Origin of the sequence: Thalassospira lucentensis (assembly GCF_050516545.1) — a bacterium.
GTDB lineage: Bacteria > Pseudomonadota > Alphaproteobacteria > Rhodospirillales > Thalassospiraceae > Thalassospira > Thalassospira lucentensis_C.
The window spans coordinates 585,070-600,373 of sequence record NZ_CP191544.1; the positions used below are offsets into that span (position 1 = coordinate 585,070).

Below are 15,304 nucleotides of genomic sequence, written 5' to 3' on the forward strand. Positions count from 1 at the left end.
CCTTGCATAAAAAACGCTCGGCGGACACGACCAAAAAAGGTTTATCAGGGGATATAAGGCTATGACACTTCGCGTTGCTATCATTGGGGCAGGCCCGTCGGGCATGGCACAAATGCGTGCCTTTCAATCCGCAGCTGCCAAGGGGGCGGAAATCCCCGAAATCGTTTGTTTTGAACGGCAGGACGACTGGGGCGGATTGTGGAATTACACATGGCGCACCGGGCTTGATGAATATGGCGAACCGATCCATGGATCGATGTATCGCTATCTGTGGTCAAACGGGCCAAAGGAATGTCTGGAATTTGCCGATTATTCGTTCGAAGAACATTTCGGCAAGCCCATCGCATCCTATCCGCCGCGTGCGGTGGTCTGGGATTACATCAAGGGCCGGGTTGAAAAGGCTGATGTGCGATCATGGGTGCGGTTCAGAACCCCTGTGCGCAGTGTCGAATTTGACGATTTTAGCAAGACCTTCACGGTAACATCGCACGATCTTGAAAACGATGTCGTCGCGTCCGAAGAATTTGACTATGTCATTGTCGCAAACGGGCATTTCTCAACCCCGAATGTGCCGGAATTCCCCGGTTTTGATACGTTCGGCGGGCGTATCCTCCATGCCCATGATTTCCGCGATGCGCTGGAATTCAAAGACAAGGATATCCTGATTATCGGCACGTCCTATTCGGCCGAAGATATCGGATCGCAATGCTATAAATATGGCTGTAAATCGGTCACGGTCAGCCACCGGACCAATCCGATTGGTTTTGACTGGCCTGATAACTGGTCAGAAGTGCCGCTTCTGGAAAAGGTCGAGGGCAATACGGCCTATTTCAAGGATGGCTCAACCCGCGATGTGGATGCGATTATTCTGTGTACCGGCTATCAGCACCACTTCCCGTTTTTGACCGATGATCTGCGTTTGAAAACCGCTAACCGTTTGTGGCCGCTTGGACTTTATAAGGGCGTTGTCTGGGATGAAAATCCCAAGCTTTTATATCTTGGCATGCAGGATCAGTTTTATACCTTCAACATGTTTGATGCCCAGGCGTGGTATGCGCGTGATGTGGTGATGGGGCGGATTGCGATCCCGGACAAAGATGAAATGAAGGCCGATAGTCAGGCATGGCGCGACCGGGAAGAAGCGCTGAAAGATGATCATGACATGATCTGGTTCCAGGGCGATTATACCGCCCATCTCATTGAAATGACAGACTATCCGATGTTTGACATCGAAGGGGTGAACAAGACGTTTGAGGAATGGGAACATGACAAGGCGCATGACATTATGGGCTATCGCAACAAGTCCTATCGGTCGCTTATGACCGGCAATATGTCGCCCGCCCATCACACACCGTGGCTTGAAGAACTTGACGACAGTCTGGAAGCTTATTTGCAGACCGGATTAAAAACCAACGCTGCAGAATAAGCCTGATTATTCAAAAAAAGTGAATAATAAAACCCGGCCATCTTGGCAAAGCAAACTCGCAGTCACCCCCGCGCATCATGCGCGGGGTTCTTTTTGTATGAGGATTGCTTTTTTGCCCGATATGGTCCCCGGATCGAATGCCGAGATCAGGACCGCGGTTTGGTCTTTTCCGGATCGTAATGGGGGAAGGCTGTGATTTTGGCGGGCAGGCGCATCATCTGACCATCAAGCTTGCCAATCTCGACATCGGTGCCGATTTCCCCGTGGGCAATATCAACACGTGCGAGGGCAATGTTTTTGCCCAATATTGGGGATCGCATCGCACTGGTAACTTCGCCAATTTGGGCCCGACCAATATGAACGCAATCGCCGTGGCCAGCGGCGACATTGCCATCAATCTCGATGCCGACCAGTTTGTGTGATGGATGTTCCTTGCGCCGGATCAGGGCGTCGCGGCCGATGAAATCATCTTCTTTGGATTTAAGCGGCACGGTAAAGCCGATCCCGGCTTCGAATGGGTCGGTTTGATCGGAAAATTCGTAATCGGCAAAAATCAGCCCGGCTTCGATCCGCACCATATCAAGGGCGGCCAATCCCATTGGTGTCAGTTCATGGGGAATACCGGCGTCCCAGATGGCATCAAAGACCGTTGTTGCATCCTTTGGGTGGCACCAGACTTCATAACCAAGTTCGCCAGTGTAGCCCGTGCGCGAGACGACAACAGGTGCGCCCTTGGCATCACCGATCCGTCCGATGGTGAATTTGAACCAGCCGACTTCATCAAGTTTTGGCTGATGCGGGGGTGTCCAGATGATGTCACGCAGGATATCGCGGCTTTTTGGGCCTTGAACGGCGATATTGTGCATCTGATCGGTTGAGGATCGGATCAGGACATGTAGGCCCAGTTTTTCAGCCTGTTCGCGCAGCCACACACCACTGTAATCGTCACCGCAAATCCAGCGGAAATTATCCTGCCCAAGTCGCAGGAGCGTTCCATCATCAATCATGCCGCCATGGGGATAGCACATGGCAGAATAGACGACCTGACCAATGCCAAGTTTTTTGACATTGCGGGTCAGGCAATATTGCAAAAGGGCTTCGCTATCAGGCCCGGTGACTTCGAACTTGCGCAGGGCGGACAGGTCAATCACCACGGCCTTTTGGCGGCAGGCATAATATTCTTCGATCATGCCAAAGCCGGTGTATTCATGCGCCAGCCAGAAGCCTTTATAATCGACGAAATTGCGGGTCAGTTCGCCAAAACGGGAATGGAAGGCAGTTTCTTTGGTCATTTTTGCTTCGGCCTCTGCTGTGGGACGCCAGGCAACGGCATGGGTGAATTTTTCTGTCGCGTCATAGCTTCGAATATGGATGTCGGTGGGTTTCCAGCCATTGGCGGCAGTAGTGTCATCCGGGCAGGCGGATGAGACACAGACAAGATCAGTCATGGCGCGCAGCAAAACGTAATCGCCGGGGCGCGACCATGGTTGATCGGCATACATCACCCCATGATCATCAATGCCGGTGTTGAAAAAGAAATTGATCGCCATCCAGCCCGCGCGCTGATCAACGCCGTGATTGGCAAGGGCCATGTTAAAATTATCGGTACAGTTCACATGCCCCGGATAGCCGATATCATCGTAATATTTTGCCGCACAGGCCATGGCAAAGGCATCATGCCGCCCGCAGGTGTCCTGAATAACTTCAACCAGAGGGTCCATGTCCTGATCATAGTATTTCGCATGCAGACCGGGCATCGGATAGGCATGGCCCATCAGGGTCCGGGTGGTGGTGACATCCAGCGGGTTCTGAATGCCGCGATCCAGTTTGCGGGCGTCAAAGCATTGGAAATCAGTGCATTGCCGACCATCAACATCAAGAATCTGGATGTAGTCACCGGCCTTGATTTCATAAGCCTGCGCGGTGGCGGCATTGATCCGAAGATCAAGTTTGGGATCAGACAAAGGATCAGGCAGGGCAAAGCTGTAAGGGTCGGTATGGCGCGCACGCGTGATCAGGGCGGTCACCGGACTTGCCGTGTTATGGGCATCAATCTGCATCAAGGGTGCCGGGGTGGCGATAATGACAAAGCCATCGAGATTTGCGGTTAGCTCGATTGTGTCGCCGGCCGGGCTGCTATTGCCAAACAGCCGGAATGCCATGCAGGTTTCAAGTTGCACATCGCGGCGTTTTAACGTGCGGGCAAAGCGGGTCAGGCTTTCATCAAAGGCGGTGCTAAGAAGTTCCATCAAGCCGCGTGGTGCCCCGTGTGGCAAACGGTGAAAGATCGACGGACAGGATTTGCCGTCCGGATCAAGGGCAATCAGTTCGACCGATTGCATGCCTTCGGCATTGGTCAGAACCAACTGATCGCCTTCGCGTATCGGGATCAGGGCGGCACCCCGACCGGGAATTTCATAGCGTTCGGTATTGCGGGCCATGTCGGTACGCCCGGCATTGAGGATGCGACTGGGGCGTGCGGCACGCACAGAATGGGGGTAGGGCGCAGATGCTTGGGCGGGGTTGATCATCGTGGCCTCATGCGGTGTATGACTATGGGCCCTAAGGCAGCGGGGATGGTGGATGTTAGGGGCCAAATGCGTGCGGCGTGCGGTGTGCAGGGGAAGGCCAGTCAGTTTTGCAGGCGTTGCGGCATTTTACACTCTTTTCGTCCCGATCCTTAATCGCGATTTTCCGAAGAAAGACAGAAAGGCCAGTATGATGCTGGCCTTTCTGATTGTGGTTGAAGGGTGTGTTGCCGGTTGGGTTCAGGGCAGGTTGGCAACACACCCGGACAATCCATCAGATTACATGTCTTTGTATGCTTTGTTCTCATGCATGGCCATCGAAGCAATGGTCCATACACAGACGCCAACACCAATCAGCGTGAACAGAACAAGAAGGGCCGGTTTGTCAGCAAAGGTGAAATAGGCCTCTGCACCTTCCCAGCTTGTAAGCGGAGCTGTATTCATTTTTCAGTTTCCTTGTCTAAACGTTCAGAACAAGATTACTCAGCCGGGGTCGGCGAAGTAGGATCGTTGGCAAACGCAGCCGGAACAGTGCTTTCCGGATAGGCGCTTGTCGGAACTTCGGCGATGTCCAGACCGGCAATCTCTGCTTTCTCGGTGACACGCAGCAGTCCAACAACCTTGAGGATGTAGGACAGGACGTAACCCGGAGCAAAGCCGAGAACCATGAAGACAACAGCACTTGAAAGCTGACCAACAAACGAGATTTCAGGACCGGCAACGTTCGGGTAACCCGACGCAAAGATGCCCGCCATGACAAGGCCCCAGACACCGCCAAAGCCATGCACGGCAACCGCACCAACAGCATCATCGATTTTGAATTTCTCGACGAGGATGTCGTTAAGTTTCGGCATGACGCAACCGCCGCCGAAGCTGATCAGGAATGCAAGGCCCGGATAGTAAAGATCAAGTGCCGGAGCAGACGAGATCACACCGATCAGGGCACCAGACATCATCCAGAACGGATCACGGGTCACCAGATACGCACCGATCATGCCGCCAGCAACGCCCATCAGGGTGTTGAATGCGAATGCCGACAGGGTTGCCGGGGTGTTGTAAATGGTCATCCAGGTGTCGCCGGTATAGATGATGCAACCGCCGAGGAAGCCAAAGAAGCCCATCACGATGAGCATCAGACCAATCAACGACATCGGCATGTTATGGCCATTGATATTGTTGACCGTGCCATCGGCGTTAAAGCGACCGATACGTGGGCCAAGATTGATCAGAACACCAAGGGTGAAGAAACCGGCTACAGTATGAACCGCACCTGCGGCACCAACGTCATGCAGGCCCCACTCGGTGGTAAGCCAGCCATCTGGGTGCCAGCCCCAGGATGCGCCAAGAATCCAGACAACCGAGCCAAGGAAGATCGCAAGGATCGTGAAACCGGAAATACGGATACGTTCGATCACCGAACCCGACATGATCGAGGCGGTGGTTGCTGCGAACAGCGTGAAGGCCGCATAGAAAATGCCCGATGCGTTATCGGTCAGGTTCGGCCCCATATATTGGCTCCAGGGCAGACCTGCCTCGGATCCTTCGGAAATGCTGAAACCTGTCGGGAACGCAAGGTAGATCCACCAACCGACATAATAGAAGGTTGGGACCAAGAATGCGAACGCGATCAGGTTTTTCATGCCAGAAGCAAGTGCGTTCTTTGCGCGTGACGCACCCATTTCATAAGCAAGGAAGCCTGCATGAATGGCAAGCATCAGCGCTGTGCACCACCAATAGAAAACTTCGGAATTGATGGTCGTTGCCATGCTGAGCGATGTCTCAAGGCTATCAAGCCTCGCCATCAACTCCGGTACGGATTGTTCCATTTTAGTCTCTCCATCACAAAATGCCCCCCGATGGACATTCCTTTTATTAAAAATCAATTCCTTGTAGTGAACAAGTTGAAAAGTGTTTTTTATTGTGCGTCGCAATAAATATAATAAATTCAATATGTTAAATTTGCTGAAATGTGCGTGAGATTTGATATGCGTAAAAATTAGACGTCAAAAATCACTGCGCATCTAATAATCAGACTCGCTGAGTCGTGCCGATTCTGTCGAAATCAGGGTTCGGGAAATGCATCCTTCGGTTGGACAGGATGTTCGCCAAAAGGGTGGGTTCAGGTACGACGGGCTTTGCCGGGAGTGACACCATAGGTTTCCTTGAAGCTGCGCGAAAAATGGCTGCTGTTGGAAAAGCCGGTGGCGAAGGCGATTTCTGAAATACTCAGCGCACTTTGGGTAAGGAGCTTTTTGGCATGATCCAAACGGACCAGTCGGTAGGTTTCAAGGAACGATTTGCCAAGATGCTGAACAAAAAGACGATCAAGTTGGCGGCTTGAAAGGCGGGCGAAGCGGGCCATTTCATCGCGGGATTTGGGATCTTCGATGGTGGTTTCCATCTTTTCCAGAACCCGAAGCAACCCGGCATGATGGACGTTATAGCGTTCGGCAAGGGATGCGCGTTGTGATCCGCTTGAAACGCCAACATGGGTATGAAGATACCAGTCCGATACGCGGGTGGCAAAATCGGACCCCAGATTTTCGGCGATCATGGCATGCATCATATCAAGTGGCGCAACCCCGCCACCACAGGTGATCCGGTCGCCATCAATGACAAACCGGGCACGTTGCGGTTCCAAATCGGGAAATGCTTCGATCAAGGCCGGGGCATGTTCCCAATGAATGGTGAATTGTCGTTGGGCAAGCAACCCGGCCGCAGCCAGAATATAAGCCCCACTTGATATACCGCCCAAACGAACGCCCCAGCGGGCCAGTTTGCGTAAAGCCGGAAACATGCCCGGTGCCTGCCATTGAGATGGATGACCACCGGCACAGACAAACAAGCTGTGCAAGCTGGTTGGGGCCTGCGCGATTGGCGTGGTGGGGACCATCGTGCCAGATGACGATAATACATTCCCGCCGGATGCCGAATAATTCAGGATTCTATAAATTGACTGCCCGGTAAGAAGGTTGGCAGCACGAAGGGGTTCTATCGCCGAGGCATAAGACATCAAGGCAAAGTCAGGCAGCAATAAGAACCCAATGTTCTGGACCGCTGGCAACGCAGCACCGCCGGGATGGGATGGGCCGGTATTTGCCGCTGTTGTGCGGGGCAATGTTTTGTGGGTTGGCGTCTTGTGGGGTGACGTCTTGTGGATTGGCGTCTGGCTGTTTGATGTCATGGCCTGCTGCCTTGTGATGGGAATGCGTAAAAACGCATGTCGCAAATTTGTTATTAGATGTCCTTTTTAGACAAGCTGCATTTCAAGGCTGTGTCAAGATCGGTTGGTCCTTCAGGATTTCTAAACCGGGCAACAGCGAAAGAACCATGATGCGTTATTCAGCCCTGTCATTGCTTGGCAATGCCTTTTCCAAGAACAAGAACTGGAAGCCGGCATGGCGCAATCCGGACCCGAAACCGCATTATGACGTGATCATTATTGGTGGCGGCGGGCATGGATTGGCGACGGCCTATTACCTGTCAAAGGTGTTTGGCGTGCGCAATGTGGCGGTGCTGGAAAAGGGATATCTGGGTTCGGGGAATGTCGGGCGCAACACGACGATCATTCGGTCGAACTATTTGTTGCAGGGGAATAACCCGTTCTACGAATTTTCCATGAAGCTGTGGGAAGGGCTGGAACAGGATTTCAATTTTAACGCCATGGTGTCCCAGCGCGGCGTGATCAATCTGTTTCATTCCGATGCGCAGCGCGATGCCTATACCCGCCGTGGCAATGCCATGCGCCTGCACGGGGTTGATGCCGATCTTTTGGGCCGTGATCAGTTGCGCGAAAAACTGCCCTTCCTTGATTATGAAAATGCCCGGTTCCCGATTATGGGCGGTCTGATGCAAAAGCGCGGCGGCACCGTGCGCCATGACGCGGTGGCATGGGGATTTGCCCGCGGGGCGGATCAGAACGGGGTTGATATCATCCAGAACTGCGAAGTCACGGCGATTGACCGTGACGGTGATCAGGTCACAGGTGTTCAAACCACGCGCGGTGCGATCACGTGCAACAAAATCGGCATGGCCGTTGCCGGGAATTCAAGCCATGTGGCGCAAATGGTCGGTATGCGTCTTCCGATTGAAAGCCACGCGCTTCAGGCCTTTGTGTCCGAGGGGCTAAAACCCTTCATCGATACTGTGGTGACATTTGGCGCCGGGCATTTTTATGTGTCGCAGTCAGATAAGGGCGGTTTGGTGTTTGGCGGAGATATTGAGGGATATAATTCCTATGCCCAGCGCGGAAATCTTGCCTGTGTTGAACATGTTGCCGAGGCCGGAATGGCGATGATCCCGGCCCTTTCGCGGGTACGCATTTTGCGCAGTTGGGGCGGGATCATGGATATGAGCATGGATGGATCGCCGATCATGGATCGCACCCATCTTGGCAATCTCTATTTCAATGGCGGTTGGTGCTATGGCGGGTTCAAGGCGACGCCTGCATCTGGTTATTGCTTTGCCCATTTGTTGGCAAAGGACACGCCGCATGAAACCGCGACCGAATTCCGCATGGATCGGTTCGCGCGTGGATACCTTCTGGACGAAAAGGGCGTTGGTGCCCAAGCCAACCTGCACTGATTAAGTCGCATAAGGAATTTGGAAATGAGCAGTCTTGTCAAATGTCCCCATTGTGGCCTTCGCCCCCGCGAGGAATTTTCAGTGCGCGGCGAAGTCGCAACCCCGCGCCCCAAGGCGGGTGCGGATGAAAGCACATGGTTCGATCATGTTTATCTGCGCGATAATCCGCGCGGCGAACACCGCGAATATTGGCACCATGCCGGGGGATGCCGCCGGTGGTTGGTGTTAAGCCGCAACACCGTGACCCACGACATTAGTGACGTTGTTGATGCCAGCACCTTGAAGATCGGGGGCGAGGTATGAGCAGTTTCCGGATTGATGGCGGCACGCTGATTGACCGCAGTGATGTGCGCAACTTTACATTCAACGGCACGAAACTTAGCGGGTTTGGCGGCGATACGGTTGCCTCGGCCTTGCTTGCCAATGGCAAACAACTGGTTGGGCGCAGTTTTAAATATCATCGACCGCGCGGCATTCTGAGTGCCGGGGCGGCAGAGCCCAATGCGCTTTTGACCATCGGGCGCGACGGGCGGCGCGATCCCAATACCCGTGCCACCATGGTGGAGCTTTTTGACGGGCTGGAAGCCAGATCACAGAATTGCTGGCCGAATGTTGATTTTGATATTGGCGCGGTGAACGGATTGCTGGGCCCGTTTTTGGGGGCCGGTTTCTATTACAAGACATTCATGTGGCCTGCGGCCTTTTGGGAAAAGGTCTATGAGCCGATCATTCGCAAGGCAGCCGGACTTGGCCGGGCAAGCTATGATCCCGATCCGGCCTATTACGAGAAATGCTGGGCGCATTGCGATGTGTTGGTCATTGGTGCCGGGCCTTCTGGATTGGCCGCCGCATTGACCGCCGGTCGATCCGGCGCACGGGTTATCATTGCCGATGAAGGTGCGCAGTTGGGCGGCGGGATGTTGGCCGAAGGCGGCATGATCGGGGATAAGCCCGCAGATGTCACATTGGCCGATATTGTTGGCGAGCTTCATGCACTGCCCAATGTCGAGATCAAGAAACGCACGACGGTCTTTGGTGCCTATGACGATCAGGTTTTTGGCGCGGTTGAGAGGGTGCAAAAGCATCTGGCGGAAAGTGCGATCAATCCCCACCGGGCGATGGAACGGCTTTGGCGGATTGTTGCCAAACACACCATTCTGGCAACCGGGAGCGAAGAACGCCCGATTGTGTTTGGTGGCAATGATCGACCCGGCGTGATGATGGCCGGTGCGATGCGGACATATTTAAACGCCTATGGCGTTGCGCCGGGCAAGCGCGTTGCGTTGTTTGCCAATAACAATCAGGCCTATCAAACCGCGATTGATCTTGAAGCGCGCGGGATCGAGGTTGCGGCGATCATTGATCCGCGCAACTGCCCGAATGCGCCTTATGAAGGCACGGCGCGCCATATCGCCGGTGCGATGGTCCGGGATACATCCGGCCGTAAGGGGCTTAAATCCATCACGGTGCGTCATGACGACGGGCGCGATGAAGTGATCGGGGTGGATGCGCTTGCGGTATCGGGCGGTTATAGCCCGATTGTTCATCTGGCGTGTCATCGCGGGGCAAAGCCGGTTTGGTCCGATGCGGATGTCGGGTTCCTGCCACCTGAAACCACAGATGGCATGACGCCTGCGGGCGCGGTCACGGGGTTGGTTGGCATTGTGGCCTGCTTTGATGCCGGGGCCAATGCGGCCGTGGCGGCATTGGGCGGGCTTGGTTTTGCCGCACAGGGGGCAAGTCTTGCGGGTGTCGCGGAGGCCGGTGATATTGGTCAGCACACATTTGCCCTTTGGTCGGTTCCGTCATCCAAAGGCAAGGCGTTTGTTGATTTTCAGAACGATGTTACGGCCGGTGATATCAATCTTGCGATGCGCGAGGGATATGATCATGTCGAGCTTGCCAAGCGCTATACCACCAACGGCATGGCGACCGATCAGGGCAAGACATCGAATGTAAACGCGATTGGCATTCTGGCCGAGAATAAGGGCGTTTCCCCGGGCGAGATCGGCACAACCACCTTCCGCCCGTTTTATACGCCGGTTTCGTTTGGCGCACTGGTCGGGGCATCCAAAGGGTTTGAATTTCAACCGGTTCGTAAATCGCCACTGCATGGCTGGGCGATGGGGAACGGGGCCAGGTTTGTCGAAACCGGGCTTTGGTATCGGTCAAGCTGGTTCCCGAAAGACGGGGAAACGTTCTGGCGTGATAGCGTGGACCGCGAAGTTTTAAACGTTCGCACCAATGTCGGCATTTGCGATGTATCGACCCTTGGCAAGATCGAGATTTTTGGTGCGGATGCGGCAGAATTCCTGAACCGGGTTTATTGCAATGCGTTTTTGAAATTGCCGGTGGGCAAGGCACGTTATGGCATCATGCTGCGCGAAGACGGGTTTGTGTATGACGATGGCACGACAAGCCGCATGGGCGAAAACCATTATTTCATGACGACGACAACCGCCCTTGCGGCCGGTGTTTTGACCCATCTGGAATTTTGTGCGCAGGTTTTGTGGCCGGAGCTTGATGTCCGTCTGGCATCGGCCACCGATCAATGGGCGCAAATGGCGGTTGCCGGGCCCAAATCGCGCGATGTTCTGAGTCAGATCATTGATGATGATATTTCAAACGATGCCTTTCCGTTTTTGGCCGCACGGGAAGTATCGATGTTTGGTGGGCGGCTTAGGGGCCGGTTGTTCCGTATTTCGTTTTCTGGCGAGTTGGCGTTTGAAATCGCCGTCCCGGCAGGCTATGGCGACAGTGTTGCCGATGCGATCATGGTCGCAGGCAAGGATCATGGCATTGCACCCTATGGGACAGAGGCGCTTGGCGTGATGCGCATTGAAAAGGGCCATGTCACCCATGCCGAGATTAATGGCACGGTCACCCCGGCCGATCTTGGGATGGGGCGGATGGTGTCAACCAAGAAGGATGACTTTATCGGGCAGGTGATGAATTTGCGCGACGGGTTGGTTGATCCATCCCGTCCGGCACTGGTCGGGATCAAGCCGAAATCACCGTCTGATAAATTTGCCACCGGATCGCATATTTTAAATGTCGGCGATGAAGTCAGCCTTGAGAATGATCAGGGTTACGTCACATCGATGTGCCATTCACCCAGCCTGGGTCATGCCATTGGTCTGGCCCTGATCAAAGGTGGGCCGGATCGCTATGGCGATGAAGTTGTTATCTGGAATGGTTTGGCCGGATCGGCTGTCACCGGCATTATTTGCAATCCTGCCTTTGTCGATCCAGAGAATGAGAAGCTTCATGCGTGATTTCCCCCTTAATAACGTATCGCCGTTTCCCGCCAAACCTGCGGCCAATGGTCATGCCGCGGTGCATATCGCGCCAATTGGTGCGGGGTTTGTTTTTCATATCTTGGGCAATGCGCAGGCAGATGAGGCCAGCCTTAAAAAGCTTATCCATGATATCGCGCCGGATGTGGGCGGGGATCTTCGCAGTCCGTCGCCCGGTCAGTGGTTCTGGATCGGGGCGTGTGAGGTATCACAGGATCGGCAGGGCGAAATTCTGGCAAAATTGCCGGATGACTTTGCCATATCCGATCAGACCCATGGGCGTGTCAGGCTTTCGGTTTCCGGGGGGAAGGTCCGCGATGTGTTGGCAAAGGGGGCGATGATTGATCTTGCGCCGGAAGTCTTTGCGGTGGGCACATCGGCCATGACCCAGATCGGGCATATCGGGGCGATGATCACGCGCACCGATGAAGATTGTTTTGAAATCATGGTGCTGCGCAGCTTTGCCGTCAGCCTGTGGGATGAGCTTCATCATATGGCAGCAGAGTTCGAATAACGCTGGCGGCGTGAAATTCTGGTCGATGTAACTGCGGATTTTTTGATCCTGAAACCTTGTCATGTCACAATCTTGCGATAATTGATTGGACATAAAGATCAAAACAAGGAGGACGCTTACGATGACCAAGCTGAATGTGACCACCCCGGATGGTGCCTTTGACTGTTATGTCGCCATGCCGGACATGCTGCCGGCACCGATTGTCGTGGTTATTCAGGAAATCTTTGGCGTCAATGAAGTGATGCGCGGCATTGCCGATGACTATGCCAAGCAGGGCTATATTGCGGTTTGTCCTGATCTGTTCTGGCGGATTGAGCCGGGCATCGACATTACTGATAAGTCCGAAGCCGAATGGAAACAGGCATTTGGCTATTATCAGGCATTTAATGTCGATAAGGGCGTTGAAGATATCGCCGCCACCATGAAGGCCGCGCGCAGTATTGAGGGATCGAACGGCAAGGTCGGGGTTGTTGGCTTCTGTCTTGGTGGATTGCTGACGTTTCTGTCGGCAACGCGGACCGATGGTGATGCCTTTGCCGCCTATTATGGCGGGGGGATGAATAATTATATGAATGAAGCCGATAACATCAAGAACCCGCTGATTGTTCATCTGGCCGGTAAGGATGAATATATCCCGGCGGATGCGCAGGCCGTGATCAAGGATGCGCTGGGCGATCATCCCTTGACCGAGCTTCATTTCTATCCCGACCGCGACCATGCCTTTGCCCGGAAGGGCGGGGCGCATTACGACGAAGGTGATGCGCAAACGGCGAATGCGCGGACGGCGGAGTTTTTTGACGCCAATCTGGTCTAGGCCAGTCGATTGTATCGATCCGAACTATGAAGGGCTGCGAATTTCGCAGCCCTTTGTCGTGGTCGTGTGTCTGGGGACTTACTTCGTTAATACGCCAAGCAATTTATCAAGAAACAGTTCGCAGCGGCCAAGCTGATCCATCTCGATGAATTCATCGGGCTTATGGGCCTGTTCGATATTGCCCGGACCGCAAACGACTGTGGGGATATCGCCAAGGGCGGAAAAGACGCCGGCTTCTGTGCCAAAGCTGACCTTGCCGGTGGTGTTGGCCCCGGTCAGGGCCATGACCAGTTTGGTGACTTCTTCGTCATCGCCAGTCGCAAGGCCGGGCATGTCAGAGATAACTTCGATCTCGACCCCGACATCGTCATAGGTTTCGCGCATTTCCGGGATCAGGGTATCATCGAGATAGGCGAAAATGGATGCCTTGAGGGCATTGCGATCATCATTGGGCAGATTGCGGAATTCGAAATCGACAAAGCAGTTCTGTGGGATGATATTAAGCTGCGTGCCGCCCTTGATCACGCCGGTATGGAATGTGGTGTGATTGGGGACAAAATCATTGTCATGCGGGCCGTGATCGCGGCACTGGCGACCCAGTTTGCGCAGGAAAACAACAAATTCCGATGCAAACTCGACCGCGTTAACACCTTCGCCCGGAAGGGACGAATGGCCGGATCGGCCGGTGAAATGCGCGCGGGCGGAATATTTGCCTTTGTGCTGGGTGATGACCTTCATCTCGGTCGGTTCACCGACGATGCACATGGCGGGTTTGTTCGGCAGATTATTGATCGCCTCCACCAGACTTGGCACACCAAGGCAGCCGACTTCTTCGTCATAGGTAAAGGCCAGATGGATCGGCACGCGCAGATCAGCGTTTTTAAAGGCTTCGGCCTTGGCCAGAAGGCAGGCCAGAAACCCCTTCATGTCGCATGATCCGCGGCCATAGAGTTTGTCATCGCGGATATCAACGGTATAGGGATCGGATGCCCAGTTCTGGCCTTCGGTCGGAACCACGTCGCTGTGACCAGATAAGATCACGCCGCCATCAACCGCCGGACCGATCGAGGCATAAAGATTGGCCTTGGTGTTGCTTTCATCGCGCACAACAAGCGTCTGATAGCCAAGCCCTTCCAGGAATGCTTTGACCTCGTCGATCAGATCCATGTTTGGCGTCATGCTCACCGACGGGTGGGCGATGAGTTTCGTGCACCAGTCAATGGTGGATTGCGACGGTGAAAGTGCGGCGGTGGTCATTCGACGAATTGTTCCTTCAAGATGCGTTCTTCAAGATTATGTTCCGGATCAAACAGCAATTTGATCTTCATGGTGCGATCTTCGCGGATCGTCACATGGGAAACATCGCGCACTTCGGTATAGTCGGCCACAGCCGATACCGGGCGCTTTTCCGGGTTTTCGATATGGAATACGACTTCGGCCCCGTGGGGCAACAGCGCGCCGCGCCAACGACGCGGGCGAAACGGACTGATCGGGGTTAAGGCCAAAAGCCCGCTTCCCATCGGAAGGATCGGGCCATGTGCCGAAAGGTTATAAGCGGTACTTCCCGCAGGTGTGCAGACCAGCGCGCCATCACAGACCAGTTCGGCCAGACGTTCAACACCATCGACCTTGATGCGCAATTTGGCGGCTTGTCGGGTTTCGCGCAACAGCGATACTTCATTGATTGCCAGCGCACACAGGCTTTCGCCAGATACAGTGTGGGCTTCCATCTGAAGCGGGTTGAGTTCAACGGTCTGGGCTTCGGCGATGCGATCAATCAGATCGATTTCGCGAAATTCGTTCATCAGGAACCCGACCGTTCCGCGGTTCATGCCATAAATCGGCACCTTGCGGCCCATGTAACGGTGCAGGGTTTCAAGCATGAAACCATCGCCGCCAAGGGCAACAATCACCTCAGCCTTATCCGGGGCTGTGTGACCGTATCGGTGTTTCAGCCGATACATTGCATCCTGTGCGATCTTGGTGTCGGCTGCGACGAAGGCGATGGAATCAGTCTGCATCTGCTATCCGAAGGGTAATTGGGGCTGTCCCCATAGGGACATTCGCCAACAATAGAGTACGCTTTGCGTTGAATTGCAAGGGTCTGCGTCATGTTCGTGATCACAGAAAGGTTTGAGAACC

General features: G+C 54.2%; 12 protein-coding genes. 6 read left to right on the forward strand and 6 right to left on the reverse strand.

Features of this window, described 5'->3' with window-relative positions; translation table 11 throughout:
* Positions 1-61 precede the first annotated feature (61 nt).
* Entirely contained in the window at positions 62-1,426 is a 1,365-nt protein-coding gene (locus ACQ0MK_RS02535) for an NAD(P)-binding domain-containing protein (RefSeq protein WP_430474693.1), read from the forward strand.
* A gap of 146 nt (positions 1,427-1,572) precedes the next feature.
* Here the strand turns inward: ACQ0MK_RS02535 and ACQ0MK_RS02540 are convergent, their stop codons facing one another.
* The 4 genes from ACQ0MK_RS02540 to ACQ0MK_RS02555 all read right to left on the reverse strand — a co-directional run bounded on the left by ACQ0MK_RS02540 (position 1,573) and on the right by ACQ0MK_RS02555 (position 7,138).
* Positions 1,573-3,957 (reverse strand): DUF1989 domain-containing protein, encoded by a 2,385-nt coding sequence (locus tag ACQ0MK_RS02540; protein ID WP_430474694.1) that lies wholly within the window; start codon positions 3,955-3,957, stop codon positions 1,573-1,575.
* Positions 3,958-4,233: 276 nt separating this feature from the next.
* Complete coding sequence (locus tag ACQ0MK_RS02545; protein WP_350043083.1) at positions 4,234-4,398, reverse strand: hypothetical protein; 165 nt, start codon at positions 4,396-4,398, stop codon at positions 4,234-4,236.
* Between the two features lie 35 nt (positions 4,399-4,433).
* Positions 4,434-5,780: an ammonium transporter gene (locus ACQ0MK_RS02550; RefSeq protein WP_430474695.1), complete on the reverse strand. Its 1,347-nt coding sequence runs from the start codon at positions 5,778-5,780 to the stop codon at positions 4,434-4,436.
* Between the two features lie 293 nt (positions 5,781-6,073).
* Positions 6,074-7,138: a GlxA family transcriptional regulator gene (locus tag ACQ0MK_RS02555; protein ID WP_430474696.1), complete on the reverse strand. Its 1,065-nt coding sequence runs from the start codon at positions 7,136-7,138 to the stop codon at positions 6,074-6,076.
* 146 nt (positions 7,139-7,284) lie between these two features.
* Here ACQ0MK_RS02555 and ACQ0MK_RS02560 point away from each other — a divergent pair, with 146 nt between their 5' ends.
* From ACQ0MK_RS02560 to ACQ0MK_RS02580, 5 genes are all read left to right on the forward strand, one after another.
* Positions 7,285-8,538, forward strand: coding sequence for a sarcosine oxidase subunit beta family protein (locus tag ACQ0MK_RS02560; RefSeq protein ID WP_430474697.1), 1,254 nt, complete (start codon positions 7,285-7,287; stop codon positions 8,536-8,538).
* A 24-nt stretch (positions 8,539-8,562) separates the two neighbouring features.
* Positions 8,563-8,841 carry a sarcosine oxidase subunit delta gene (locus ACQ0MK_RS02565; RefSeq protein WP_430474698.1) on the forward strand — a complete coding sequence of 93 codons (279 nt, stop codon included), beginning with the start codon at positions 8,563-8,565 and terminating at the stop codon, positions 8,839-8,841.
* The gene (locus ACQ0MK_RS02570; RefSeq protein ID WP_430474699.1) at positions 8,838-11,813 is read left to right on the forward strand and encodes a sarcosine oxidase subunit alpha family protein; all 2,976 of its coding nucleotides are present in this window, start codon (positions 8,838-8,840) and stop codon (positions 11,811-11,813) included. The genes ACQ0MK_RS02565 and ACQ0MK_RS02570 overlap by 4 nt, the downstream gene beginning before the upstream one ends.
* Positions 11,806-12,348: a sarcosine oxidase subunit gamma gene (locus ACQ0MK_RS02575; protein ID WP_430474700.1), complete on the forward strand. Its 543-nt coding sequence runs from the start codon at positions 11,806-11,808 to the stop codon at positions 12,346-12,348. The genes ACQ0MK_RS02570 and ACQ0MK_RS02575 overlap by 8 nt, the downstream gene beginning before the upstream one ends.
* 121 nt (positions 12,349-12,469) lie before the next feature.
* Entirely contained in the window at positions 12,470-13,162 is a 693-nt protein-coding gene (locus tag ACQ0MK_RS02580; RefSeq protein ID WP_350162557.1) for a dienelactone hydrolase family protein, read from the forward strand.
* 78 nt (positions 13,163-13,240) lie between these two features.
* On the opposite strand, the gene argE is transcribed toward ACQ0MK_RS02580, so the two are convergent.
* Both argE and ACQ0MK_RS02590 read right to left on the reverse strand, forming a co-directional pair.
* Positions 13,241-14,419: an acetylornithine deacetylase gene (gene argE / locus ACQ0MK_RS02585; protein WP_350046317.1), complete on the reverse strand. Its 1,179-nt coding sequence runs from the start codon at positions 14,417-14,419 to the stop codon at positions 13,241-13,243.
* Complete coding sequence (locus ACQ0MK_RS02590; RefSeq protein ID WP_430474701.1) at positions 14,416-15,183, reverse strand: NAD kinase; 768 nt, start codon at positions 15,181-15,183, stop codon at positions 14,416-14,418. The genes argE and ACQ0MK_RS02590 overlap by 4 nt, the downstream gene beginning before the upstream one ends.
* Positions 15,184-15,304: the final 121 nt, after the last annotated feature.

What these genes read in the sequence shown, in the direction of transcription:
- ACQ0MK_RS02535 (WP_430474693.1), top strand. Translation starts at nt 62, where the DNA reads ATGACACTTCGCGTTGCTATCATTGGGGCAGGCCCGTCGGGCATGGCA.
- ACQ0MK_RS02540 (WP_430474694.1), bottom strand. Translation starts at nt 3,957, where the DNA reads ATGATCAACCCCGCCCAAGCATCTGCGCCCTACCCCCATTCTGTGCGT.
- ACQ0MK_RS02545 (WP_350043083.1), bottom strand. Translation starts at nt 4,398, where the DNA reads ATGAATACAGCTCCGCTTACAAGCTGGGAAGGTGCAGAGGCCTATTTC.
- ACQ0MK_RS02550 (WP_430474695.1), bottom strand. Translation starts at nt 5,780, where the DNA reads ATGGAACAATCCGTACCGGAGTTGATGGCGAGGCTTGATAGCCTTGAG.
- ACQ0MK_RS02555 (WP_430474696.1), bottom strand. Translation starts at nt 7,138, where the DNA reads ATGACATCAAACAGCCAGACGCCAATCCACAAGACGTCACCCCACAAG.
- ACQ0MK_RS02560 (WP_430474697.1), top strand. Translation starts at nt 7,285, where the DNA reads ATGATGCGTTATTCAGCCCTGTCATTGCTTGGCAATGCCTTTTCCAAG.
- ACQ0MK_RS02565 (WP_430474698.1), top strand. Translation starts at nt 8,563, where the DNA reads ATGAGCAGTCTTGTCAAATGTCCCCATTGTGGCCTTCGCCCCCGCGAG.
- ACQ0MK_RS02570 (WP_430474699.1), top strand. Translation starts at nt 8,838, where the DNA reads ATGAGCAGTTTCCGGATTGATGGCGGCACGCTGATTGACCGCAGTGAT.
- ACQ0MK_RS02575 (WP_430474700.1), top strand. Translation starts at nt 11,806, where the DNA reads ATGCGTGATTTCCCCCTTAATAACGTATCGCCGTTTCCCGCCAAACCT.
- ACQ0MK_RS02580 (WP_350162557.1), top strand. Translation starts at nt 12,470, where the DNA reads ATGACCAAGCTGAATGTGACCACCCCGGATGGTGCCTTTGACTGTTAT.
- argE (WP_350046317.1), bottom strand. Translation starts at nt 14,419, where the DNA reads ATGACCACCGCCGCACTTTCACCGTCGCAATCCACCATTGACTGGTGC.
- ACQ0MK_RS02590 (WP_430474701.1), bottom strand. Translation starts at nt 15,183, where the DNA reads ATGCAGACTGATTCCATCGCCTTCGTCGCAGCCGACACCAAGATCGCA.